Raw genomic sequence first — 21,991 nt, 5'->3', positions numbered from 1 at the left:
GCATGGACGCACGCTCGATCATCGCCAAACTGCGTCGCAACGAAGTCCCCGGCAGAGAGGAACTGAGCTGGTTCGCGCAGGGCCTTGCCGATGGCGGTGTCAGTGACGCTCAGGCCGGGGCATTTGCAATGGCCGTCTGTATGGGTGGCTTGGGCGCGCAGGGGCGCGCCGATCTGACGGTGGCCATGCGCGACAGCGGCGACGTCCTGACCTGGGATGTGGATGGTCCGGTGATCGACAAGCATTCAACGGGCGGCGTTGGCGACAGCGTCAGTCTGGTGCTGGCCCCGGCGCTGGCCGAACTGGGGGCATACGTGCCGATGATCTCGGGACGTGGTCTGGGTCATACCGGAGGTACGCTGGACAAGCTTGAAGCCATCCCCGGCGTCAGCACGCAGATCGGGCAGGACCGTCTGGCGCAGATCCTGCGCGAGACCGGCGCCGCGATTGTCGGCGCGACAGGGCAGATCGCCCCGGCGGACAAGCGGCTGTATGCGATACGGGATGTGACGGCGACGGTGGAAAGCCTGGACCTGATCACCGCATCGATCCTGTCCAAGAAGCTGGCCGCCAGCCCGGATGCGCTGGTGCTGGACGTCAAGGTCGGCAGCGGCGCCTTTATGAAGACCCATGAAGACGCGCGCGGTCTGGCCACGGCGCTGACTGAAACCGCAAATGCGGCGGGGTGTCGGACGACGGCGGTGATCACCGACATGCATCAGCCTCTGGCCCCGGCGCTGGGCAACGCGCTTGAGGTGGATGAGGTGATGAAAGTGCTGACCGGACAGCATGACGCGCCTCTGGCTGAAATCTCGGCGGAACTGGGCGGGGTCCTGCTGGCCGACGCCAGGATGTTCGCCACGGTTGAAGAAGGGCGCGACAAGGTTGCCGAGGTCATCCGCAACGGGCAGGCCGCCGAGCGGTTCGGACGCATGATGGCAGCGGTCGGCGGACCGTTGCAGTTTGTTGATGACTGGCCCCGCTACCTGCCCGAAGCCAGTGTGATCCTTGAAGTTCCGGCCCCCGCCAGCGGTTACGTCGCAGCGATTGATGGCGAGGCGCTGGGCCTTGCCGTTGTTGCCCTGGGCGGTGGGCGGCAGGTTGAGGATGACGTGATTGACCCTGCGGTCGGGTTGTCGGGTATCGTCCGTCTGGGCGGCAGGGTCGACAAGGGCACCCCTTTGGCAGTGGTCCACGCGGCCCGCGAAGATGCGGCGCGGCAAGCGGCCGAGGCGGTTCTGCGGGCCATTGAAATCAGCCCCGATGCGGTTCAGGTTCATGACCTCATCCACGAAAGGATAGCACCGTGACCCGCGCGTTTCTTGTGGTGATGGACTCGGTCGGTATCGGCGGCGCGCCCGATGCAGACAGGTTCTTCAATGGGGACCACCCGGACACGGGTGCAAATACTCTGGCCCATATCGCGCAGACCTGCGCCGAAGGGCGGGCAGAGGAGGGGCGATCCGGCCCCCTGCATCTGCCCAATCTGGATGCGCTGGGTCTTGGGGCGGCGACACGGCTTGCATCGGGAGCGGAAACGCCCGGCCTGATCGCCGATCCGACGGGCCTCTGGGGCTGCGCGCGTGAACATTCGCCGGGCAAGGACACGCCGTCAGGGCACTGGGAACTGGCCGGGTTGCCGGTTCCGTGGGACTGGCACTATTTCCCCGATACTACGCCCTCTTTCCCGTCGGACCTGAGCCGCGCCGCCGCCGAGGCAGCGGGAACCGAAGGCATTTTGGGGGATCGCCACGCTTCGGGCACGACGATCATCGCCGAACTTGGCGCCGAGCATATGCGCACGGGCTGGCCGATCTGCTACACCTCTGCCGACAGTGTGTTCCAGATCGCCGCACATGAGGAGAGCTTTGGCCTCGACCGCCTGCTGGACATGTGCAAAACACTGGCCCCGCGTCTGCATGGGATGAAGGTGGGGCGCGTCATCGCGCGACCATTCATCGGCTCGCCGGAAGATGGTTTCACCCGCACTACCAACCGCAAGGATTTCGCGATCCTGCCGCCCGCGCCGGTTCTGACCAACTGGGCGCAGGATGCCGGGCGCCGCGTGCATGCGGTGGGCAAGATCGGCGACATCTTCTCGATGCAGGGGATCGACACGCTGCGCAAGGGCGCGGATGACGCGCTGATGCGGCACCTGTCTGATCTGGTGGATGAGGCCGAGGAGGGCAGCCTGACTTTCGCCAATTTCGTCGAGTTCGACAGCCTTTATGGCCACCGCCGTGACATCAGCGGCTACGCCCGCGCGTTGGAATGGTTCGACCGCGAGATTGGCGTGATCCTGCAGAAACTGCGCCCCGGCGACCTGATGCTGCTGACGGCTGATCACGGGAATGACCCCAGCTGGATCGGAACCGATCACACACGCGAACAGGTGCCGGTGCTGATCGCGGGGCAGGGCGCAGGGCAGATCGGCGCCGTCAATTTCGCCGATGTCGCGGCCAGTATCGCACACCATCTGAACATTCCGGCGCAAGGACCGGGAAGGACCTTTCTATGACCGTTGCTGATCTGCCCAAGATCGAACTGCATCTGCACCACGAAGGGGCGGCCCCGCCCGCCTTTATCCGTCAACTTGCGCATGAGAAACGCATCGACCTGAGCGGTATTTTCAAGCCGGACGGCAGCTATGATTTCCGCGACTTCGCGCATTTCCTCAGCGTATATGAAGCCGCCTGCGAAGTGTTGAAGTCTCCCGAGGATTTTCGCCGCCTGACGCTGGCGATCCTTGAAGAAAGCGCGGCAAACGGCGTTGTCTACTCCGAAACCTTCCTGAGCCCCGATTTCTGTGGCGGCGGAGATCTGTCCGCGTGGCGGGATTACCTGAGCGCCATTCAGGACGCCGCCGAAGAAGCAGAGCGCAAGTTCGACATTACCCTGCGCGGGGTCGTGACCTGTGTCCGCCATTTCGGGCCAGAGCAGGCAAGGATCAGCGCCCGGTGTGCGGCGGAAACCGCCGGAAACTGGATCACCGGATTCGGCATGGGCGGCAACGAGGGCACGGGCGCGCAGGGCGACTATAAATGGGCTTTTGACTGCGCGCGCGAGGCTGGGTTGCGACTGACCACCCATGCGGGGGAATTCGGCGGCCCGGAAAGCGTTCGGGATGCTGTCCGCGATCTGGGCGTCGAACGGATTGGCCACGGGGTTCGCGCGATCGAAGATACCGATCTTGTCCGGGAACTCGTGGACCGCGAGATCACGCTTGAGGTTTGCCCCGGTTCCAACGTGGTTCTCGGGCTGTATCCCGATTTTGATGCCCACCCGATTGCGAAACTCCGCGACGCGGGTGCCAGGGTCACCGTCTCTACCGATGACCCGCCGTTTTTCCATACCACCATGCGGCGCGAATATGAGATGCTGGCCAAAGCCTTTGGCTGGGATGCCGACGATTTCACCGCCCTGAATGACACGGCCCTGAATGCGGCCTTTTGTGATGAGGACACCCGTGCGCGGGTCAAGAAAAGACTGGAGAGAACATGAGCGAACACCTGACCGTCGTTGACCACCCGCTGGTCCAGCACAAACTGACGCTCATGCGGGACAAGGGCACCTCGACCGCCGGCTTCCGCCAATTGCTGCGCGAGATCACTCTGCTGCTGGCATATGAGGTCACGCGCGAGCTGAAGCTGACCACCCGCCACATCGAAACACCGATGGAAGAAATGGATGCGCCCATTCTGGCCGGTAAGAAGCTGGCGCTGGTCTCGATCCTGCGGGCGGGCAACGGGATGCTGGACGGGGTGCTTGAGCTGATCCCGTCGGCGCGCGTCGGCTTTGTTGGTCTGTATCGCGATGAAAAGACGCTGGAGCCGGTGCAGTACTATTTCAAGGCACCCGAAGGTCTGAAGGATCGTCTGGTGATCGCGGTTGATCCGATGCTGGCCACTGGCAACAGCTCGGCCGCGGCGATAGATCTGCTGAAAGAGGCAGGCGCAACCGATATCCGCTTTCTCTGCCTGCTGGCCGCTCCCGAAGGTGTGGAGCGCATGAAAGAGGCGCATCCAGACGTCAAAATCGTTACCGCGTCGCTGGATCGCGAACTGAATTCCAAGGGTTACATCATGCCCGGTCTGGGGGATGCCGGAGACAGGATGTTCGGAACCAAGTAACCCGGTCTATTCGCCGCAAATGTTCTGAAGCCGGACCCAATCGCGGTCCGGCAATACCTGTTGCAGCGGGCGGCCCGCCATCGGGTCAGCCTCGATCAGACCCAAAACCGCCTCACCCGTGACGTCCTTTGCATAAGCATATGGCGTGGATGGCAGCGCGGCCTGCGCAAAAACCGCAAGCAGGTCTTCATCAGGCACAGACGGGCGCGGCTCTGACAACACCTGTTCGGTATAGGAATCGACAATCTCGGGCGTCAGTTCGCCGGTTGTCAGCAGACGAAAGGCGGTGGTGGCCCCGGTGCGGTCCAACAGGTCGTTCAAAGGGTCCTGACTTGCGGACCGGGCGCGTTCGGCGATGATAAATCCGGCTGCGACGGACGGGTCTTCGTGATCCTCGACCAGCGACCGGTTGAGCAAGACGATCCCGCCGGGCAGGCTGAGGCTGCTTTGCACCCCGGCCGGCAGGATGATGATCTCTTCCACGCCTGTGCGGGTGGCCAGCTTATCCAGTGCGGCCTGGGCGTCTTCGGAAGAGCAGGCCCTGCCGGACACTCGTTCGACCCGTTGCAGGATCGCATCGCCGATATCGTGGCGCTTGATGTCGGGGACTACCGAGACGACGTGGTTCTGCAATGCCGCCGGCATCCAAAGCAACAGCAGGGCTGCAACGGCCGCGACAACGCCGGCAACGCTCAACCACCGCAAACGCCCCGGATGCGGCCGCGCCCGGTCGATGGCGCGTTGCAGACGGTCGATGGCTTCGATCATAGTGGTTTCGGATTCTTCCAGTTCCAGCGTCTCGTCTGGGTCGCCGTCCGGGTTGAAGATCGCCGGATAGCCGCCCGGGTTTTGCCGTTCCAATGCGGCCAGAGACCAATGTGTCAAAGCCTGTTCGTTGAAATCCGAGATCGTCAGAGTCGCCTCGCCAATCGACACCACGACCTCGCGCCGTTGCACATCGGGCGAGGGGCGCCACAGACCGGTGGCTTCGATCCGCTGGAACTGTTTAAGTGCCGTCTTCAAGGTGAGGTATGCTCGTAATTATTTTGCCTCAGCTTAGCATGCTGAAATCCAAAGGCGCAAACCTGTTGCGCCCTGTTCGGAAAATGTGCTGGATATCACGATGCGCGGCTGCCTAGGAGCCCGCGCGCCACTTTGTGACCGGGGCACTGGATGCAGACGAAACCACAGACCTCACCGATATTGGCATCGGTGCTGATGATCTGCGCAATGGCGATCATCGGGGTTGTGGATAACGTGGTGATCCTGTTGGCGGACTCCATCGGATTGTGGCAGTTCCACCTAAGCCGCGCCCTGCTGATGTTGCCACTGATCGGTGGTCTGTCGTTGTTGGGGCTGGGCGGGTTCCGTCCCAAACGGGTTGGCCCAGTCATCCTGCGCAGCGTTCTGATCACGCTGGCGATGCTGTGTTACTTTGCCTCGCTTTCGCTGATGCCAATCGCGCAGGCCCTTGCCGGCCTCTTCACGTCGCCAATCTTTGTTCTGCTGATTTCGGCCGTGGCCATGGGTCAGCAGATCGGGCCGTGGCGTGTTCTGGCGGTGCTGATCGGATTTACAGGGATTCTGCTTGTGTTGCAGCCGAACCCGTATCAGTTCGATGCCCTGACGTTGCTGCCGGTGGCGGGGGGTATGTTCTATGCGCTTGGCGCGGTCATCACGCGCAGCCATTGCGCGCAGGAAAGCACCATCGCGCTGTTGGCTGCCATGGTGATAACTCTGGGCGTAGCAGGCGGCGTCGGGCTGGCGGCCCTCTCGGCGTTTCCGTTACCGGTGCCGGAGGGACCCGACGGTTTTGTGGCGCGCGGATGGGTCTGGCCAATACACGCCGCGCTGCCATGGATCGTGGTACAGGCGGTCGGGTCCACGATTGCGGTGTTTATGCTGATCAAGGCCTACCAGATTGGTGAGCCCTCCTATGTGGCGGTGTTTGAATACTCGGTGATGATTTTCGGCCCGCTCTTTGCCTGGGTGGCGCTGGGGCAGGCGATCGGCGTCATGCAGATCGCGGGGATCGGATTAATCGCCGCGGCCGGCGCCCTGCTGGGTTGGCGGTCCGGTCGTGCGGCAGAGCGGCAGGAGGCGGCGTGATTATCTCGCGCGGCCGTTCGTATGTTTTCGTCCACATCCCCAAGACGGGCGGCACGTCGCTGTCGCTGGCTCTGGAAGATCGCGCGATGAAGGATGACATTCTGCTCGGCGATACGCCCAAAGCTGTGAGGCGACGCAAACGAGCAAAGGCTCTGACGGGCAGGGGGCGTTTGTGGAAGCATTCCTCGCTGGCAGATATCGACGGTGTCTTGTCGCTTGCCGAGTTGCAATCCATGACCGCGTTTACACTGGTGCGCAATCCGTGGGACCGGATCGTAAGCTATTACCACTGGCTGCGCGTTCAGCGTTTTGATCATGCCGCCGTCGCGATGGCGAAAACGTTGCGCTTTGACGACTTCGTTCTGCATCCGCAGACGCTGGCATCCTTCCGGCAGAACCCGGCGCGCCGTTACATGACCCGCGCAGACGGGGTTGAGCAATGCGAATTCTACATCCGGCTTGAGCATTTCGAACAGGATGCTGGGCCGCTTTTCGCGCATCTGGGGTTTCGGGTTGACCTGCCACGGCTTAACCAGTCCGACCGTATTGGCGACTACCGCAGGTATTACGGCCCGGAAACCCGCGCCGCGGTCGCCGAGGCCTGTGCCGAGGACATCCACAGATTCGGATACGCGTTCGATACCGGTGATCCGGCATAGTTTCCAAATGCGTGCCAATACTTGGCCTGGCCGCGGCGTTGTTCGGAAATTCCATTGGTTTCGGGGCTTTAGCGGCGCAAATTGGGCCTAAATATGTCAAAAATAAGTCACATCTGACGATCCTGTGCTAGTCATCCTTAAGTGTTGTTACGAGTTACAGGTGGGTGCGGTTCGTGTTGAAAGTAGAGAGTGTTTCGGGTTTTTCTGAGCGACCTGGTTATCGCGGCAGCGGCGCGGCGCAGGCTGCGGTAAACGCGCGTCGGGGTGGGATTGTGCATGGGACCAAGGTCGCGACCAGTGGCGGCTGGAAGCTGGTCGAGGATATTCAGCCCGGTGACAGGGTGCGGACGCTGGATAACGGGTTCCGGCAGGTTTCGCGCGTTTCGACAGATTGCATCATGGTCCCGGCGGACGAAACCACAGTTGAAAACCTGCCTGTCCGTGTGCCGTCACAGGCCGCGTATAACGGTCGCCCGGTCTGGCTGATGCCGGAGCAGGGCGTTGCCTTGGATCACACCAGATTAGACCGCGATCCGATCAATCTTCCGGCCAACCTGCCTGTGGTGCCCGCAAGAATGCTGAGCGGGATGTTCCGCATCGTCCCGGACGCGCCAGCGTCCTATTTCGATGTCAGCACGCTGTTCTTCGATCAGGACGAAGTGATTTTCATCGAAGGCGGGTTTCGCGCGTTTTGCCCCTCGGGCCGATTTGGAGCACGCAATGTGTCGGATGCGGTCTCTTACGAGGTCGCCAGCGCCGAAACTGCGGCGGAGTTGATCCATCTGACAGCCAATCGCGGTGATGTCGCCATTCTTGCAAGTTCACTGGGCGCACTGCCTGCACCCATTATGGACCATCAGATCGTGCCGGTCAGGCCGGTCAGAGGAACGCGTCGCCCGGGGCGTCCGGGTCGACCGTTGGCGATGATCTGAACGACACAGCGGTCCGGTCAACACCCCAGGTAACGCTGGCGCATGGGGGTATGCGCCAGCGATGTTATTTTCAGGCTGCTTTTACCTCTGGGTCGAAGCGGCCATAGAAGGTCTGGCCTTTCTCGGCCATTTCACGCAGCAGCGGCGGACAGGCAAAGCGGTCGCCGTATTTCGCGGCCAACTGATCGCAGCGTTCCACTGCGTAAGGCGCGCCGATGATATCCAGCCAGCTGAGCGGACCACCCGACCAGGGCGCAAACCCCCAGGCCAGAATCGCACCGACATCGGCCTCACGGATATCTTCGACAACGCCTTCTTCCACCGCGCGAACCGCTTCCAGCACCTGCGCGAACATCAGCCGTTCCTGCACTTCGATCAGATCCGGCTGGTCCTCGGCCAGGGGGTACTGCGCTTGCAGACCTTTCCAGTAGCCCTGACGTTTGCCTTTCTCGTCATAGTCAAAGAAGCCGGCCTTGGACTTGCGGCCCAGACGGCCCTGTTCTTCCATCCAGAAAATCAGATCGTCCGAAGGGCTGTCGGGATAGGCGTCGCCCATCGCGGCCTTGGTCGCGCGGGCAATCTTTGCGCCCAGATCGATCGAGGTTTCGTCAGTGAGCGTGACAGGCCCGACAGGGAAGCCCAGCTGACGCGCGGCGTTGTCGACCAGAACGGGGCTGACGCCCTCGGTGATCATGCGCGCGCCTTCGTTGATATAGGGAATAATGCAGCGGTTGCAGTAGAAGAACCGCGCATCGTTGACCACGATCGGCGTTTTGCGGATCTGGCGCACATAATCCAGCGCTTTGGCAACCGCGCGATCACCGGTTTCCTTGCCCTTGATGATCTCAACCAGGAACATCTTCTCAACTGGTGAGAAGAAGTGGATGCCGATGAACTGATCTGGGCGCGACGAGGCTTTGGCCAGACCGGTGATCGGCAGGGTCGAGGTGTTCGAGGCAAAGATGCAGTCCTCGGGAATGATTGCCTCGACCTTCTGGGTCATGTCCGCCTTGACGCCGGGGTCTTCGAACACCGCTTCGATGATCAGGTCGCAGCCCTTGAGGTGTTCAAGCTCCGGCGTGGCGGTGATCCGACCCAGCATGGCTACCTTTTTCTCTTCGGTCACCTTGCCGCGCTTCATGCCCTTGTCCAGATACGCTTCGGTATAGGCCTTGCCCTTGTCGGCAGCGGCCTGGTCGCGGTCGATCAGAACCACTTTCATCCCGGCCTGCGCGCTGACCAGCGCGATGCCCGCACCCATCATGCCCGCGCCCAGAACGCCGATTTTCTTGACCGACTGGTCTGGAACGCCTGCCGGGCGCACAGCGCCTTTTTCCAGCGCTTCCTTGTTCAGGAACAGCGACCGGATCATCGCGCCCGAGGACGGGTTCATCAGAACGGATGTGAACCAGCGTGCCTCGATCTTCAGCGCGGTGTCGAAATCGACCAGCGCGCCTTCGTAGACCGCGCTCAGCAGGGCCTTGGCGGCCGGGAAGGCGCCTTGGGTCTTGCCGTTCACCATTGCCGAGGCACCGACGAAGTTCATGAAACCAGCGGGGTGGTAGGGGGCGCCGCCGGGCATCTTGTAGCCCTTGGCATCCCAGGGCTTGACCAGGTCGGCGTCCTTGGCGTTCAGAACCCATTCTTTGGCCGCAGCCATCGGGTCAGACGCGATCTCGTCGATATAGCCTGCGCCCTTGGCTTTCTTGACGTCCAGCATCTTGCCTTCCAGCAACAGCGGGGCGGCTGCAATCGCACCGACCTTGCGGACCATGCGCGTCGTCCCGCCAGCACCGGGGAAGATGCCGACCATTATTTCAGGCAAACCGAATTTGGCCTTTGGGTTCTCGGCAGCAAAGATGCGGTGCGTGGACAGCGGCAGTTCCATGCCGATGCCTGCGGCAGTGCCGGGCAGCACGGTGACGATCGGCTTGCCGCCTTTCTTGGTCTTGGCGTCCATGCCGGCCAGTTCGATCTTGCGCAGCAGAGCATGCATGCGCATCGTGCCGTCGAACAGGCCCTTGGCCGGATCATCGCCAGCCTCTTCCTTCATAACCGCCAGCAGGTTCAGGTCCATGCCGCCAGCAAAGGACCCTTCCTTGCCACTGGTAATGATGACACCCTTGATTTCGTCATCCGCCAGCGCCTGATCGATGCAGTCGTTCAGCTGTGCCAGCCCGTCAAAGGACATCACGTTCATCGACTTTCCGGGAACGTCCCAGGTGATGGTTGCAACGCCGTCGGCGTCTTTGGTCAGGGTAAACTCGGTCATCCGTCGTCTCCAATCTGGTCAGCCGTCAGGGGGCTGCCGTCTTTGCGGGTGAAGGCGAATCCGTTTTCATCATCCTTCACCATCATGTCTATGTCGCTGTAATAGCCGGTCTCGGTCGGGGTCCGTGTGCCCACCACCAGAAAGGTCGTGGGCGCATCGGTTTTGTTCACAAGGTGATGGCCGTTGGCCTCACCTGCCGGAAAAGCGGCGCAGTCGCCGGGCTGCATCTCGTGCTCGCCATCGTCATCGATCAGGGTGCAGGTGCCACTGAGGACAATGGCAAATTCATCCTGCTCCTTGTGATAGTGGCGCAACGAGGACATCCCCTGCGGTTCCAGCCGGACAATGTTGACCCCGTACTGGGTCAGCCCGCCTGCATCGCCGACGCGCTGAACGAAGCGACCCGCGGTCGCCTCGGCCAGTTTGCCGGGATAGGCCGAGCCACCCAGAAACGGGATCTGAGAGAGATCCAGCTTGGGCATCAGACGCGCTCGATTATGGTTGCCGCACCCATGCCGGACGCGATGCAGAGCGTGGCCAGACCCATTTCCTTGTCCTGTCGCTCAAGCTCGTCCAGCAGCGTGCCGATGATCATCGCACCGGTTGCGCCCAGCGGGTGACCCATCGCGATCGACCCGCCATTGGGGTTGACCAGCGCCGGATCGACATCGAAAGCCTGCTGAAAGCGCAGCACGACCGAGGCGAAGGCTTCGTTGACCTCGAACAGGTCCAGATCGCTGATCTTCATGCCATTGTCGGCCAGGATCTTCTCGGTCACCGGAACCGGGCCGGTCAGCATGATGGTCGGATCGGTGCCGATTTTGGCGGTTGCCTTGATGCGGGCCCGCGGCTTCAGGCCGTACTTCTCACCGAATTCCTTGTTGCCGATCAGAACAGCCGCCGCACCGTCCACGATGCCCGAGCTGTTGCCCGCGTGGTGGATGTGGTTGATCTTTTCCAGATGCGGGTATTTCAGCATCGCGACCTTGTCGAAGCCGGGCATCTGCTCGCCCATCATCGCAAAGGACGGGTTCAGCGCGCCGAGGCTTTGCATGTCTGTGCCGGGGCGCATGTATTCGTCACGGTCCAGAATGGTCAGGCCGTTCTGGTCCTTGATGGTGATGACCGATTTCTCGAACCGGTTCTCTTCCCATGCCTTCGCGGCCCGTTTCTGCGATTCAACGGCCAGCGCGTCGGCCTGATCGCGGTCGAACCCGTATTCGGTGGCGATGATGTCCGCCGAAATGCCCTGCGGCACGAAATAGGTGTCCATTGCCAGCGAGGGGTCGACGGCAATCGCGGCGCCGTCGCTGCCCATGGCCACGCGGCCCATCATTTCGACGCCGCCCGCTATATAGGCCTGACCCGCGCCGCCCTTGACCTGGTTGGCCGCCAGGTTCACGGCTTCCATGCCCGAGGCGCAGAAACGGTTGATCGCCAGACCGGGGATCGATTCATCCAGATCCGAGGCCAGAACAGCCGAGCGCGCCAGACAGCCGCCTTGTTCCATCACCTGCGTGACGTTGCCCCAGATCACGTCCTCGACGGCGTGGCCTTCCAGATTGTTACGCTCTTTCATTGCGTTCAGGGTCAGGGCGGACAGGCGCACCGAGGTTACCTCGTGCAGGCTGCCATCCTTGCGGCCCTTGCCGCGCGGGGTGCGCAGGGCGTCATAGATATAAGCTTCGGTCATGAGTAGCTCTCCTTAAGCTCGATCCGACAATTTGCCGGGCATCAGGTCATAGGGGTGTTTCCAGCCGGGCTGCTCGCTGAGGCGGGTCAGCCAGGCGTCGATATGGGACCAGTCGGCGCGGTCAAAGCCGAACGGTTCGGGATAGTAGAGGTAACCGCAGCAGCTGAGATCGGCGTTGGTCACTCCGTCGCCAACTATCCAGTCGCGGCCGTCCAGATGGGTGTTCAGAACCTGATAGGCCGCTTTCAGACGACCCTGGTTAAAGGCGATCACGTCCGGGTTGCGATGCTGTTCCGGAAGGAAGTTAATCAGAAAACGGGTCAGCCCGGCCATCGAACTGAGCTTGTGATTGTCCCACAGCACCCATCGAAAAATGTCATAGTTCTCATCGCGGGTCTTGCCGCCGAACTTGCCTGTCTTTTCCGTGACATAGGCCTGAATGGCGCCGGACTGGCTGGTGTGGAAGTCGCCATCCACCAAAACCGGGACCTCGCCCATCTCATTGACGTCGGCGCGGTATTCCGGGGTTCGCGTCACGCCGCCGAAGAAATCTACAAAAACCGGCTCCCACTCCAGCCCCGACATCTCAAGCGCCAGTGCTGCTTTGTAGGCGTTGCCACTTTCTCCGAAGCAGTGAAGTTTGATGGTCATGCAATCGCCCCTCCCAAGGCGCATGGTGCAGGTTGGAAACCGCGTATCTCAAGAAAGGCGAACCGGGTTGGCCAAGTTTGGCTGCCTCCGTGTTCTGGGTTCGTCTTGCTGGAAACACGCATACGCTGATGGCGTCGCGCGGTCTGTCAGCGCTTTCGCGACTCGAGCTCGGAATTGAAGATGCGCAAACGGTGGGTCAAATTCTCCTCATCAATGACGCTGTTGAAGTTTTCGAACAGAAAAGACAGTGCTTCGCCTTCATCCAGACCGGATTCACGGGCAAAACCTTTCAGCTTGCGATAACCATCCTCGGTCATGGCGACCGGAAAGCGGCGGGTCAGGCGAAAGCGTTTCGGCATGTCGTGTCCTTGGAAGAAGAGGTTCCGGGGCGGTGCCCCGGAACCGGTTTTCAATCAGAAGTTCGCGGCCTCCAGTGCCATCACCGTGTCAGCGCCGGTTTGAATGCGCGCCAGGTGCATTGCGGTGGCAGGCAGGCGGCGGGCCATATAGAAACGGCCGGTGTCGATCTTGGTTTCGTAGAACGCCTTGTCCGACGTCCCGCCATCCAGCGCGGCATACGCGGCCTTGGCCATCTGCGCCCACACCAGGCCCAGGCAGACATGGCCGAACATGTGCATGAAGTCATAGGAACCGGACAGGGCGTTGTTCGGGTTCTTCATGCCTTCCTGCATGAAGTACATGCCCGCGGCCTGCAGATCCTTGGACGCTGCTTTCAGCGGCTCGATGAAAGCCTTGTCATAGGCTTCGTTCTGGCCTGCGTTTTCCTTGCAGAAGGTTTTGACCATGTCGAAGAAGGCCATGACGTGCTTGCCGCCATCCTGCGCCAGTTTCCGGCCCACAAGGTCCAGCGCCTGAACGCCGTTTGCGCCTTCGTAGATCATCGCGATACGGGCGTCGCGGGTATATTGCGACATGCCCCATTCCTCGATGTAGCCGTGGCCGCCATAGACCTGCTGCGCCTGAACGGTCATGTCATAGCCTTCGTCGGTCAGGAAGCCTTTGATCACCGGCGTCAGCAACGAGATCAGCCCGTCCGCATCCTTGTCATCCGAACGGTGCGCCTTGTCGATCATGGTCGCGCCCCACAGGATGAACGCACGCGCGCCTTCGGTAAAGCTTTTCTGATCCATCAGGTTCCGGCGGATGTCCGGGTGCACGATCAGCGGATCGGCAGGACCTTCGGGGTTCTTCGCGCCGGTCACGTCGCGGCCCTGCAAGCGATCCTTGGCGTATTCCACCGCATTCTGATAGGCGGCCTCGGCCTGCGCCAGACCCTGCATACCCACACCCAGCCGCGCTTCGTTCATCATGGTGAACATGGCGCGCATGCCCTTGTGCAGATCGCCCAGCAGCCAGCCGGTCGCCTCGTCATAGTTCATGACGCAGGTCGAGTTGCCGTGGATGCCCATTTTCTCTTCGATCTTGCCGACCGAGACGCCGTTGCGCTCGCCCAGCGAACCGTCGTCCTTGACGATGAACTTGGGTACGATGAACAGCGAAACGCCCTTGATGCCCTCGGGGCCACCGGGGATTTTCGCCAGCACAAGGTGGATGATGTTGTCGGCCATGTCGTGATCGCCGGACGAGATAAAGATCTTCTGCCCCGAAATCTTATAGCTGCCGTCATCCTGCGGTTCTGCCTTGGTACGCATCAGGCCCAGATCGGTGCCGCAATGCGGTTCGGTCAGGTTCATGGTGCCGGTCCATTCGCAGCTTACCATGTTCGGCAGGTACTTGTTTTTCTGCTCGTCGGTGCCATGCGCCAGAATGGCCGAAGCCGCGCCATGAGTCAGGCCCTGATACATGGTGAACGCCTGGTTCGAAGCCGAGAACATCTCGCCAACTGCGGTGCCCATGACATAGGGCATGTTCTGGCCGCCGAATTCCTCGGGCATGTCCAGACCTGTCCAGCCGCCTTCCTTGACCTGCTCGAAGGCGTCCTTGAAGCCTGTGGGCGTATAGACAACGCCGTTTTCCAGACGGCAGCCTTCGGTGTCGCCGACCACGTTCAACGGATGCAGAACGTTGGTTGAAATCTTGCCTGCCTCTTCCAGAACAGCGCCGGTGAATTCAGCCTCCAACTCATCGTAACCGGGGATATCAGACCCCGAAACGTTGAGTACTTCGTGCAGAATGAACTGCATGTCTTTGGTAGGCGCGTTGTAAACGGGCATTTGAAGCTCCCTTAAATTCAGATGTCCGGGGATTGAGCCGCCAGGGTTATTCGGCGGCCTTTTTCTCGTGTTTCATCGAGGCGATGACTTTCTCGCCCCAGCGCAACTGTTCCTGCAAGTCGTCAATCGCCTGAGTCAGTTCCTCGCGCCGGGCTTCCATATCAGCCAGACGTTCCCGCGCGATTTCAAACGTGCGGGTCATCTGCGTCATTTGCTGGTCGCCGACGTGGTACAGATCCAGCAATTGCCGAATCTCTTCCAGGCTGAACCCGAAACGCTTGCCGCGCAGGATCAGTTTCAACCGCGCTCGGTCGCGTTTGGTGAACAAACGCTTTTGTCCCTCGCGGATCGGAAACAAAAGTTCCTTTGCCTCGTAAAACCGCAATGTGCGTGGCGTGACATCATATGTCTCGCACATTTCACGTATGGTCATCAGGTCTTCGGTCATGGTTTCAGCACTCTCGTCACTGGCGTCTAGATAAGTCAGTTGCGCAGTCGATGCGCACGTTACAACACGGAGATGACGTTCACGTAATGCAAACGCTACGTCACAAATAAGTTGACGTAACATCCGCTCGCGTCAAGGTGCCGCCTGCTGACATTTTCGGGCGTAACGCAACGGAACTTTGGCCGCGCGCCCCGGGAAATGCGCTTGTCGTTCCGCAGCGTAGCGGCCAAGGACAGAACACCGATACGCATCAACGGCGCTGAACGAACAGAAAACTGGTTACTGGTCCTGCCTGTGAATCAGGTCAGGGACTTGGCGGTCTGGTCGCGCATTTTCTGTAGCGCTTCGATCGCTTCGTCCAGTTGCTGCCTTTGCTTGTGCAACTCGATCATCTGCTGATCGGCCAGTTCGACAAAGGCGGCCATCTGGGCCTGATTGCCCTGATCTTCGTAGATCAGCAGCCACTGCCGGATGTCCTCAAGGGGGAATCCGTATTTGCGGCCGCGCATGATCAGGGTCATCCGCGCACACTCGCGTGGGCCGTAAAACCGCGACCGGCCTTCCCGGTCAGGTTGCAGCAATTCGATGTATTCATAGTAGCGCAGGGTGCGTGGAGTCACGTCGAACTCGGCGCACATCTCTTTGAATGACAAACGATTGTCGGACATTCCTGTTCTCCTCTGAAACAGCCTATGGCTTGTCTTTGGCAAGCGCAACAGGTGGGCTTGCTCTTTTGCGGGCCACAGGCTCATAAAGGGATAAATTGAAGGGACACAGGCACATGGTCGACAAAGCATCTATTGCGCGCCAGTTCATCGAAGCGATTCCGCATGCCCGGGCGCTTGGTATGAAACTGACGGCAATCGGCAATGGAGAGGCAGGAATCACCATGCCTTACAGCAAGGATCTGGTTGGCGATCCCAGAACCGGGGTGATTCATGGCGGGGCGGTTTTTGCCGTGCTGGACACCTGCTGCGGCGCCGCAGTCATGAGCCACCCGTCCGCCCCCGGCGGAACCGCCACGATAGATCTGAGAATCGATTATATGCGCGCAGCCACCCCGGGTCAGAGCATCACGACCCACGCAACCTGCTATCACATCACCCGCAACGTCGCCTTTGTCCGCGCCACCGCGATGGACGAGGATCAGGATCTGCCGGTCGCAACGGCATCGGGGTCCTTCACGGTGGAGGGTCTGTAATGGCGCGTCCCCGTCCCGAACCCATGCAGGTGGTTAAACAACGCCGCGATGCGGCCCTGAAGGCCATCGTCGAAGGCGTGCCGTATATCCGGTTTCTCAACATCGGTTTCGACCGGCGCGGTGACGAGCTGACCGGCGTATTGAACTTCGACGAAAAGCTGATCGGAAACCCGCTGCTGCCTGCGCTGCACGGTGGCGTGACGGCTGCCTTTCTGGAAGTCACGGCCGTCATCACGCTAAGTTGGGAATACTTCTTTCCCGGTATCGAAAGCGGTGAGATCGATGCTGATACGATCGCCGGCGATGAATCGATCCGATTCCCGAAAACCGTCGACTTTACAGTCGATTATCTGCGGTCCGGTCTGCCCCGTGACGCCTATGCCCGGGCCTTCATAAGCCGGTCGGGACGTCGCTATGCCTCGGTGCGTGTCGAAGCGTGGCAGGATCATCATTTGCGTCCCTACGCGCAGGCAACCGGCCATTTCCTGATGCCGCAACCCAAGCCTGAACAGAAGTAAGCCGCCATGCAGCAGGCCACGGCACCCCTTACGCATAAACGGGTGTTGAAGATTGCGGTGCCGATCGTGCTGTCCAACGCCACGGTCCCAATTCTGGGGGCCGTCGATACAGGTGTGGTCGGACAGATGGGGCAGGCCGCCCCGATTGGGGCTGTGGGTATGGGCGCCGTCATTCTGGCGACGATCTATTGGATTTTCGGCTTTCTGCGCATGGGAACCACCGGCCTTGCGGCGCAGGCGCGCGGGGCCGGGGACACGGCGGAAACCGGCGCGTTGCTGATGCGCGGCGTTCTGCTGGGCGGTGCGGCGGGCCTGCTCTTTATCCTGACTCAGGTCTGGCTGTTCTTGGGGGCCTTTGCGCTGTCGCCCGCCAGCCCCGAGGTCGAGGCGCTGACGCGGGATTACCTGCAAATCCGTATCTGGGGGGCTCCTGCGACGATCGCGCTTTATGCGGTGACGGGCTGGCTGATCGCGGTTGAACGGACGCGTGGCGTGTTTGTGCTGCAGGTCTGGATGAATGGGCTGAACATCGTGTTGGACCTGTGGTTCGTGCTCGGCCTCGGCTGGGGGGTGGAAGGCGTTGCCATCGCCACGCTGATTGCCGAATGGACCGGGCTGGCGCTGGGCCTGTGGCTGTGCCGGGCCGCGTTTGGCGGCAATCAGTGGCGCGACTGGCCCCGGATATTCGATGCGGCCCGGTTGCGACGGATGATGCAGGTGAACGGGGATATCATGATCCGCTCGGTCCTGCTGACCGGGGCGTTCACAACGTTTCTTTTTGTCGGCTCGGATCTGGGCGATGTGAACCTTGCCGCCAATCAGGTGTTGCTGCAATTCCTTGAAATCACCGCGTTCGCCCTGGACGGGTTCGCCTTTTCTGCCGAAGCGCTGGTGGGCAGCGCCGTGGGCGCACGGGATCGGCATCAGGTTCGGCGCGCGTCCATCATGGCGTCCCAATGGGGCGTGGGCGGAGCTTTTGCACTGGGGATCGTGTTCTATCTGGCCGGTCCGGCCTTGATCGACCTGATGTCCACCTCGCCCGAAGTGCGGATCGCCGCACGAGAATACCTGATCTGGGCGGCGCTGGCCCCGGCGATTGGCGTGGCAAGCTGGATGTTCGACGGAATCTACATCGGCGCGACCTGGACGCGCGCGATGCGCAGCGCGATGATCCAGTCGGTTGCGATTTACGTGGTGGCGCTTTTCATTCTGGTACCGACGCTGGGAAATCACGGATTGTGGGCTGCGCTGATGGTGCTGAACATCGCGCGTGGCGTCACGTTGGGGTGGCGATACCCGAGGCTTGAGGCTCAGATCGCCTAAAGCAGCATCAGCAGGTTTTCCGGCGGGCGCCCGATGGCAGCCTTGTCACCGGCAATCGCCAGCGGGCGTTCGATCAGGATCGGATTCCCGGCCATGGCGCGGATCAGATCCTCCTCGGGCATGGTTTTGGTCAGACCCAGTTCCCTGAACACTTTTTCGCCGGTGCGCATCATCTCGATGGTCTTGAGGCCCAGCTTGTCACGCACCGCACGCAATTCATCGGCCGAGGGCGCATCTTCCAGATATTTGCGTATTCTGACCTGCGCACAGCTGTCTTCAAGCAGTGCCAGCCCGGCGCGGGATTTCGAACAACGTGGGTTGTGCCAATATTCGATCACAGCCACTCCCCTCGTTTACTTCCAACGGCTTGCGCGACTGAGTTAAATCCGTCTCGCACCAGCAACTCGTCCAGCCCGCGCGCTATCTCTGCCGCCAGAGATATTCCACCGTAGACCATTGCGGTGTAAAGCTGCACTGCGGATGCCCCGGCGCAGATCTTGGAATAGGCTTGCTGGGCGGTGCTGACACCGCCAACGCCGATCAGGGGCATCTTCCCGTCAGTCAACTGGCTGAGGCGGGCCAGAACGCGTGTCGATTTTTCGAACAGAGGCGCGCCTGACAAGCCGCCGGTTTCGTCCTTTTGAGGGCTGCGCAAACCTTCGCGGGACAGGGTGGTGTTGGTGGCAATCACCGCATCCACGTCGGTTTCGGCGGCCACGTCGGCAATATCCTGCACCTCAGCTTCGGTCAGGTCGGGGGCGATTTTCAGGAAAACGGGCAGGTGACGCGGCAACGCGTCCCGGGTTTCGATCACGCCGGACAGCAGCGCACCAAGGGCGGCCTTGCCCTGCAATTCCCGCAGTTTTTCGGTATTGGGGGACGAGACATTGACGGTCGCGAAATCCAGATGCGCGGCGCAATGCGCCAGCACTTTGGCGAAATCACCGGGGCGATCGTCGCTGTCCTTGTTGGCGCCAAGGTTCAGGCCGATCACCGCGTTCTTCGGGCGGTTCTCCAGACGCCGGGCCATGACCTCCATACCTTCGTTGTTGAAGCCAAAGCGATTGATTGCCGCCCGATCTTCGGTCAGGCGAAACAGCCGGGGCTTGGGATTGCCGGGCTGCGGGCGCGGCGTGACGGCACCGACTTCGATAAAGCCGAAACCGGCGCGCGACAGTGGGGTCAGGACTTCGGCGTTCTTGTCAAAGCCTGCGGCCAGCCCCACCGGGTTTGGCAGGTCAATGCCCGCAAGGCGGGTCCGCAGCCTGGGTGACGTAACCGGCCCCGGTGCCGAGGTCAGCCCGGCTTTCAATGCCTTGATCGACATGCCATGGGCGGTTTCCGGGTCCATCCGGTGCAGGACGGCCAACCCCAGTTTTTCCGTCAGTTTCATCCGAACGCCTCACTGCCCTCAGCCGGGGCGCATCGGATCAGGCGTGAGGTTTCCACCGCGGCCTGACGGTGCACGACCGCTTGTTGGTATTCAGGGTCCGTGACCATCTCAAGAAACGCATGTGCGGTTGGATAGCGGGCGATGAAGACCGCGTCCCATATTTCGTCCTGCGGACCGATCAGCGTGGCCTGAAACGCGCCGCGCCATAGAATGGACGCACCAATTCGGGCGATGATCGGCGCGGTCTGGGTTCCATATTTGCGATAAGCCTGCGCGCCTGTCAGTCCCGCACCGGCCAGTTCGTGCCCGGCGGGATAGGCGGCCGAAGCGCGGAATCGCACCAAATTCAGCATTTCGATCGGATGGTCGCGGTCCAGCGCCTTGAACGCCTCGAACTGCGTGCGATCCGGGTCGATGAAGGTGGTCATTCCATCTCCTTGGGGAATTGGTGCGCTTCGCCGTCAAAGGGCAAAGGGCGCGACCACACCACATCAGCCATGCGGATCTGGCGATAGAGATGCGGAAATTTTGCGCCTCCGCGCGAAATTTCCCATTTCAGGTCGTTGCCCATGGCGTCCGCATCACAGGCCAACAGGGTCAGCCCGTCGATGCCCGCAAAATGTTTGGCCGCGGTTTCAGCAGCTTGGGCCGCCGTCGAGAAATGAACATAGCCGTCCGCCACGTCAATGGGTGCCCCGTCCGACGCGCCCAGGGCTTGCAACGTGGCCCACTCCTCGGCCCGGAAAATCTTGTAAATCAGCATAAGGCCGTGATGCCCTGCGCGACCGGCGGAATCAAGACGGATTTCCCCCTTTGACTCTCGGCATTCTACGGCGCAACATCGCGCAAAATAACAAAGGGAGTTTAATTATGTTCACCCGTTTACTGGCTTCTGCGGCCGTTCTTGGCCTAACTGCCGGGATGGCAGCAGCCGAGTACAAGCTGACCATTCTGCACACCAACGATTTCCACGCGCGTTTTGAGCCGATCAACAAATACGACAGCGGTTGCAACGCCGAGGACAACGCCGAAGGCAAGTGTTTCGGCGGATCGGCCCGTCTGGTCACAGCCGTGAACGAGGCGCGCGGCCGTGCCGAAAACTCGATCCTCGTGGATGGCGGCGACCAGTTCCAGGGCTCGCTGTTCTATACCTATTACAAAGGCAAAGTCGCGGCTGAGTTCATGAACAAGCTGGGCTATGACGCAATGACCGTCGGAAACCACGAATTCGACGATGGCCCCGAGGTACTGCGTGGTTTTATTGATTCCGTGGATTTCCCTGTTCTGATGTCGAATGCCAATATCGCCGACGAAGAATTGCTGACCGACAAGATCAAGAAATCGACAGTTATCGAGGTGGGCGGCGAAAAGATCGGCCTGATCGGGCTGACCCCGGAAGATACGCATGAACTGGCCTCGCCCGGGCCGAACATCACTTTCTCGGATCCGGTTCCGGCGGTTCAGGCCGAGGTTGACAGGCTGACGGGCGAAGGTGTGAACAAGATCATCGTGCTCAGCCATTCCGGCTATGGCGTCGATCAGCGCGTTGCGCAGGAAACCACCGGCGTGGATGTCATCGTCGGCGGCCATTCGAATACCTATCTGTCCAACGTGTCGGACAAGGCGGCGGGACCTTACCCGACCGTGGTCAACGGCGTTCAGATCGTTCAGGCGTATGCCTATGGCAAGTTCCTGGGTGAACTGAACGTGACCTTTGACGACGATGGCAACGTGGTCTCGGCAGCGGGCGAACCGCTGATCATGGACAATACGGTGACCGAAGATCAGGCTGCACTGGACCGCATCGCGGAACTGGCGGTTCCTCTGGACGAGATCCGTAACAAGGTCGTCGCAAACGCGGCCGGTGCCATTGAAGGCGACCGCTCGATCTGTCGTGTGCAGGAATGTGAGATGGGCAATCTGGTGGCCGACGCAATGCTGGCGCGGGTTGCGGATCAGGGCGTCAAAATCGCCATTGCAAACTCGGGTGGCTTGCGGGCTTCGATCGATCCGGGCGACGTGACGATGGGTGAGGTGCTGACGGTTCTGCCGTTCCAGAACACCCTGTCCACCTTCGAGATCAGCGGACAGGGCGTCATCGACGCGCTGGAAAACGGTGTCAGTCAGGTGGAAGAGGTCAAAGGGCGCTTTCCGCAGGTCGCCGGCCTGACCTTTACCTGGGACCCCGCAGTCGCACCGAATGAAGGGCGCGTGTCCGAGGTCATGGTTGCGGACGGCGACGGCTTTGCTCCGATTGATCCCGCGGCCACGTACCTTGTTGTCACGAACAATTACGTCCGCAACGGCGGCGACGGGTACAGCATGTTCGAAGGAGACGACAAGAACGCCTATGATTTCGGCCCGGATCTGGCCGACGTGACGGCGGAGTATCTTGCGGCAAACGCACCGTACCAGCCGTACCTGGACGGCCGTATCAAGCAGAAGTAATTCTGTACTGAAAAGGAAA

General features: G+C 61.0%; 24 protein-coding genes. 11 read left to right on the top strand and 13 right to left on the bottom strand.

The features are described 5' to 3' along the window. Positions 1-2: 2 nt before the first annotated feature. From ACR0D8_RS09665 to upp, 4 genes are read left to right on the top strand one after another with little or no spacing between them, the layout of a single operon-like run. On the top strand, positions 3-1,310 hold the full coding sequence (locus ACR0D8_RS09665; protein WP_480645918.1) for a thymidine phosphorylase: 1,308 nt from the start codon (positions 3-5) through the stop codon (positions 1,308-1,310). Further along, positions 1,307-2,518 carry a phosphopentomutase gene (locus ACR0D8_RS09660; RefSeq protein ID WP_480645917.1) on the top strand — a complete coding sequence of 404 codons (1,212 nt, stop codon included), beginning with the start codon at positions 1,307-1,309 and terminating at the stop codon, positions 2,516-2,518. The genes ACR0D8_RS09665 and ACR0D8_RS09660 overlap by 4 nt, the downstream gene beginning before the upstream one ends. Next, positions 2,515-3,501: an adenosine deaminase gene (locus tag ACR0D8_RS09655; RefSeq protein WP_480645916.1), complete on the top strand. Its 987-nt coding sequence runs from the start codon at positions 2,515-2,517 to the stop codon at positions 3,499-3,501. The genes ACR0D8_RS09660 and ACR0D8_RS09655 overlap by 4 nt, the downstream gene beginning before the upstream one ends. Then, positions 3,498-4,130 carry a uracil phosphoribosyltransferase gene (gene upp / locus ACR0D8_RS09650; protein ID WP_480645915.1) on the top strand — a complete coding sequence of 211 codons (633 nt, stop codon included), beginning with the start codon at positions 3,498-3,500 and terminating at the stop codon, positions 4,128-4,130. The genes ACR0D8_RS09655 and upp overlap by 4 nt, the downstream gene beginning before the upstream one ends. Positions 4,131-4,136: 6 nt before the next feature. On the opposite strand, the gene ACR0D8_RS09645 is transcribed toward upp, so the two are convergent. Beyond that, complete coding sequence (locus ACR0D8_RS09645) at positions 4,137-5,153, bottom strand: hypothetical protein (RefSeq protein WP_480645914.1); 1,017 nt, start codon at positions 5,151-5,153, stop codon at positions 4,137-4,139. A gap of 150 nt (positions 5,154-5,303) precedes the next feature. On the opposite strand from ACR0D8_RS09645, the gene ACR0D8_RS09640 reads away from it, so the two are divergent. From ACR0D8_RS09640 to ACR0D8_RS09630, 3 genes are all read left to right on the top strand, one after another. Beyond that, positions 5,304-6,239 carry a DMT family transporter gene (locus ACR0D8_RS09640; protein WP_480645913.1) on the top strand — a complete coding sequence of 312 codons (936 nt, stop codon included), beginning with the start codon at positions 5,304-5,306 and terminating at the stop codon, positions 6,237-6,239. Next, on the top strand, positions 6,236-6,898 hold the full coding sequence (locus tag ACR0D8_RS09635; RefSeq protein ID WP_480645912.1) for a sulfotransferase family 2 domain-containing protein: 663 nt from the start codon (positions 6,236-6,238) through the stop codon (positions 6,896-6,898). The genes ACR0D8_RS09640 and ACR0D8_RS09635 overlap by 4 nt, the downstream gene beginning before the upstream one ends. Before the next feature lie 173 nt (positions 6,899-7,071). Continuing rightward, positions 7,072-7,830 carry a Hint domain-containing protein gene (locus ACR0D8_RS09630; RefSeq protein WP_480645911.1) on the top strand — a complete coding sequence of 253 codons (759 nt, stop codon included), beginning with the start codon at positions 7,072-7,074 and terminating at the stop codon, positions 7,828-7,830. A 70-nt stretch (positions 7,831-7,900) separates the two neighbouring features. Here ACR0D8_RS09630 and ACR0D8_RS09625 read toward each other — a convergent pair whose 3' ends face one another. The 8 genes from ACR0D8_RS09625 to ACR0D8_RS09590 form a co-directional block, all read right to left on the bottom strand. Further along, the gene (locus ACR0D8_RS09625; protein ID WP_480645910.1) at positions 7,901-10,102 is read right to left on the bottom strand and encodes a 3-hydroxyacyl-CoA dehydrogenase NAD-binding domain-containing protein; all 2,202 of its coding nucleotides are present in this window, start codon (positions 10,100-10,102) and stop codon (positions 7,901-7,903) included. After that, a complete protein-coding gene (locus ACR0D8_RS09620) occupies positions 10,099-10,584 on the bottom strand; it encodes a cupin domain-containing protein (RefSeq protein WP_480645909.1) in 486 nt (161 codons plus the stop codon). Before ACR0D8_RS09620 ends, ACR0D8_RS09625 begins: the two co-directional genes overlap by 4 nt. Continuing rightward, positions 10,584-11,795 carry an acetyl-CoA C-acetyltransferase gene (locus ACR0D8_RS09615; RefSeq protein ID WP_480645908.1) on the bottom strand — a complete coding sequence of 404 codons (1,212 nt, stop codon included), beginning with the start codon at positions 11,793-11,795 and terminating at the stop codon, positions 10,584-10,586. Before ACR0D8_RS09615 ends, ACR0D8_RS09620 begins: the two co-directional genes overlap by 1 nt. 12 nt (positions 11,796-11,807) lie before the next feature. Continuing rightward, positions 11,808-12,446, bottom strand: a complete 639-nt coding sequence (locus tag ACR0D8_RS09610) for a glutathione S-transferase family protein (protein ID WP_480645907.1) — start codon at positions 12,444-12,446, stop codon at positions 11,808-11,810. Between the two features lie 146 nt (positions 12,447-12,592). Then, positions 12,593-12,805 carry a hypothetical protein gene (locus ACR0D8_RS09605; RefSeq protein ID WP_475163473.1) on the bottom strand — a complete coding sequence of 71 codons (213 nt, stop codon included), beginning with the start codon at positions 12,803-12,805 and terminating at the stop codon, positions 12,593-12,595. A 54-nt stretch (positions 12,806-12,859) separates the two neighbouring features. Further along, a complete protein-coding gene (locus tag ACR0D8_RS09600; protein WP_480645906.1) occupies positions 12,860-14,641 on the bottom strand; it encodes an acyl-CoA dehydrogenase C-terminal domain-containing protein in 1,782 nt (593 codons plus the stop codon). Positions 14,642-14,687: 46 nt separating this feature from the next. Continuing rightward, positions 14,688-15,089 (bottom strand): MerR family transcriptional regulator, encoded by a 402-nt coding sequence (locus tag ACR0D8_RS09595; protein WP_475162184.1) that lies wholly within the window; start codon positions 15,087-15,089, stop codon positions 14,688-14,690. Between the two features lie 299 nt (positions 15,090-15,388). Next, positions 15,389-15,757 carry a MerR family transcriptional regulator gene (locus ACR0D8_RS09590; protein ID WP_475162182.1) on the bottom strand — a complete coding sequence of 123 codons (369 nt, stop codon included), beginning with the start codon at positions 15,755-15,757 and terminating at the stop codon, positions 15,389-15,391. Positions 15,758-15,870: 113 nt separating this feature from the next. On the opposite strand from ACR0D8_RS09590, the gene ACR0D8_RS09585 reads away from it, so the two are divergent. Genes ACR0D8_RS09585 through ACR0D8_RS09575 form a run of 3 tightly spaced genes read left to right on the top strand, consistent with a single transcriptional unit; the run spans position 15,871 to position 18,131 of the window. Next, positions 15,871-16,290, top strand: coding sequence for a PaaI family thioesterase (locus tag ACR0D8_RS09585; RefSeq protein ID WP_475162180.1), 420 nt, complete (start codon positions 15,871-15,873; stop codon positions 16,288-16,290). Further along, on the top strand, positions 16,290-16,808 hold the full coding sequence (locus ACR0D8_RS09580) for a PaaI family thioesterase (RefSeq protein WP_475162179.1): 519 nt from the start codon (positions 16,290-16,292) through the stop codon (positions 16,806-16,808). Before ACR0D8_RS09585 ends, ACR0D8_RS09580 begins: the two co-directional genes overlap by 1 nt. A gap of 6 nt (positions 16,809-16,814) precedes the next feature. After that, on the top strand, positions 16,815-18,131 hold the full coding sequence (locus tag ACR0D8_RS09575) for an MATE family efflux transporter (RefSeq protein ID WP_480645905.1): 1,317 nt from the start codon (positions 16,815-16,817) through the stop codon (positions 18,129-18,131). On the opposite strand, the gene arsC is transcribed toward ACR0D8_RS09575, so the two are convergent. From arsC to ACR0D8_RS09555, 4 genes are read right to left on the bottom strand one after another with little or no spacing between them, the layout of a single operon-like run. After that, entirely contained in the window at positions 18,128-18,469 is a 342-nt protein-coding gene (gene arsC / locus ACR0D8_RS09570) for an arsenate reductase (glutaredoxin) (RefSeq protein WP_480645904.1), read from the bottom strand. The two genes, ACR0D8_RS09575 and arsC, sit on opposite strands and share 4 nt — an antisense overlap. Further along, positions 18,466-19,524, bottom strand: a complete 1,059-nt coding sequence (locus tag ACR0D8_RS09565; protein WP_480645903.1) for a quinone-dependent dihydroorotate dehydrogenase — start codon at positions 19,522-19,524, stop codon at positions 18,466-18,468. Before ACR0D8_RS09565 ends, arsC begins: the two co-directional genes overlap by 4 nt. Further along, positions 19,521-19,952 (bottom strand): DUF1330 domain-containing protein, encoded by a 432-nt coding sequence (locus ACR0D8_RS09560; RefSeq protein ID WP_480645902.1) that lies wholly within the window; start codon positions 19,950-19,952, stop codon positions 19,521-19,523. Before ACR0D8_RS09560 ends, ACR0D8_RS09565 begins: the two co-directional genes overlap by 4 nt. Next, on the bottom strand, positions 19,949-20,287 hold the full coding sequence (locus ACR0D8_RS09555; RefSeq protein ID WP_480645901.1) for a DUF952 domain-containing protein: 339 nt from the start codon (positions 20,285-20,287) through the stop codon (positions 19,949-19,951). The genes ACR0D8_RS09560 and ACR0D8_RS09555 overlap by 4 nt, the downstream gene beginning before the upstream one ends. Positions 20,288-20,394: 107 nt before the next feature. Here ACR0D8_RS09555 and ACR0D8_RS09550 point away from each other — a divergent pair, with 107 nt between their 5' ends. Beyond that, the gene (locus ACR0D8_RS09550) at positions 20,395-21,972 is read left to right on the top strand and encodes a bifunctional metallophosphatase/5'-nucleotidase (RefSeq protein ID WP_480645900.1); all 1,578 of its coding nucleotides are present in this window, start codon (positions 20,395-20,397) and stop codon (positions 21,970-21,972) included. Positions 21,973-21,991: the final 19 nt, after the last annotated feature.

This window comes from Ruegeria sp. BG10, from assembly GCF_056538575.1.
Note: the sequence above shows the minus strand (reverse complement) of the source record. Positions and strands in the feature narration are given on the sequence as shown.

What these genes read in the sequence shown, in the direction of transcription:
- ACR0D8_RS09665 (WP_480645918.1), top strand. Translation starts at nt 3, where the DNA reads ATGGACGCACGCTCGATCATCGCCAAACTGCGTCGCAACGAAGTCCCC.
- ACR0D8_RS09655 (WP_480645916.1), top strand. Translation starts at nt 2,515, where the DNA reads ATGACCGTTGCTGATCTGCCCAAGATCGAACTGCATCTGCACCACGAA.
- upp (WP_480645915.1), top strand. Translation starts at nt 3,498, where the DNA reads ATGAGCGAACACCTGACCGTCGTTGACCACCCGCTGGTCCAGCACAAA.
- ACR0D8_RS09640 (WP_480645913.1), top strand. Translation starts at nt 5,304, where the DNA reads ATGCAGACGAAACCACAGACCTCACCGATATTGGCATCGGTGCTGATG.
- ACR0D8_RS09625 (WP_480645910.1), bottom strand. Translation starts at nt 10,102, where the DNA reads ATGACCGAGTTTACCCTGACCAAAGACGCCGACGGCGTTGCAACCATC.
- ACR0D8_RS09620 (WP_480645909.1), bottom strand. Translation starts at nt 10,584, where the DNA reads ATGCCCAAGCTGGATCTCTCTCAGATCCCGTTTCTGGGTGGCTCGGCC.
- ACR0D8_RS09615 (WP_480645908.1), bottom strand. Translation starts at nt 11,795, where the DNA reads ATGACCGAAGCTTATATCTATGACGCCCTGCGCACCCCGCGCGGCAAG.
- ACR0D8_RS09610 (WP_480645907.1), bottom strand. Translation starts at nt 12,446, where the DNA reads ATGACCATCAAACTTCACTGCTTCGGAGAAAGTGGCAACGCCTACAAA.
- ACR0D8_RS09605 (WP_475163473.1), bottom strand. Translation starts at nt 12,805, where the DNA reads ATGCCGAAACGCTTTCGCCTGACCCGCCGCTTTCCGGTCGCCATGACC.
- ACR0D8_RS09600 (WP_480645906.1), bottom strand. Translation starts at nt 14,641, where the DNA reads ATGCCCGTTTACAACGCGCCTACCAAAGACATGCAGTTCATTCTGCAC.
- ACR0D8_RS09595 (WP_475162184.1), bottom strand. Translation starts at nt 15,089, where the DNA reads ATGACCGAAGACCTGATGACCATACGTGAAATGTGCGAGACATATGAT.
- ACR0D8_RS09590 (WP_475162182.1), bottom strand. Translation starts at nt 15,757, where the DNA reads ATGTCCGACAATCGTTTGTCATTCAAAGAGATGTGCGCCGAGTTCGAC.
- ACR0D8_RS09585 (WP_475162180.1), top strand. Translation starts at nt 15,871, where the DNA reads ATGGTCGACAAAGCATCTATTGCGCGCCAGTTCATCGAAGCGATTCCG.
- ACR0D8_RS09580 (WP_475162179.1), top strand. Translation starts at nt 16,290, where the DNA reads ATGGCGCGTCCCCGTCCCGAACCCATGCAGGTGGTTAAACAACGCCGC.
- ACR0D8_RS09575 (WP_480645905.1), top strand. Translation starts at nt 16,815, where the DNA reads ATGCAGCAGGCCACGGCACCCCTTACGCATAAACGGGTGTTGAAGATT.
- ACR0D8_RS09565 (WP_480645903.1), bottom strand. Translation starts at nt 19,524, where the DNA reads ATGAAACTGACGGAAAAACTGGGGTTGGCCGTCCTGCACCGGATGGAC.
- ACR0D8_RS09560 (WP_480645902.1), bottom strand. Translation starts at nt 19,952, where the DNA reads ATGACCACCTTCATCGACCCGGATCGCACGCAGTTCGAGGCGTTCAAG.
- ACR0D8_RS09555 (WP_480645901.1), bottom strand. Translation starts at nt 20,287, where the DNA reads ATGCTGATTTACAAGATTTTCCGGGCCGAGGAGTGGGCCACGTTGCAA.
- ACR0D8_RS09550 (WP_480645900.1), top strand. Translation starts at nt 20,395, where the DNA reads ATGTTCACCCGTTTACTGGCTTCTGCGGCCGTTCTTGGCCTAACTGCC.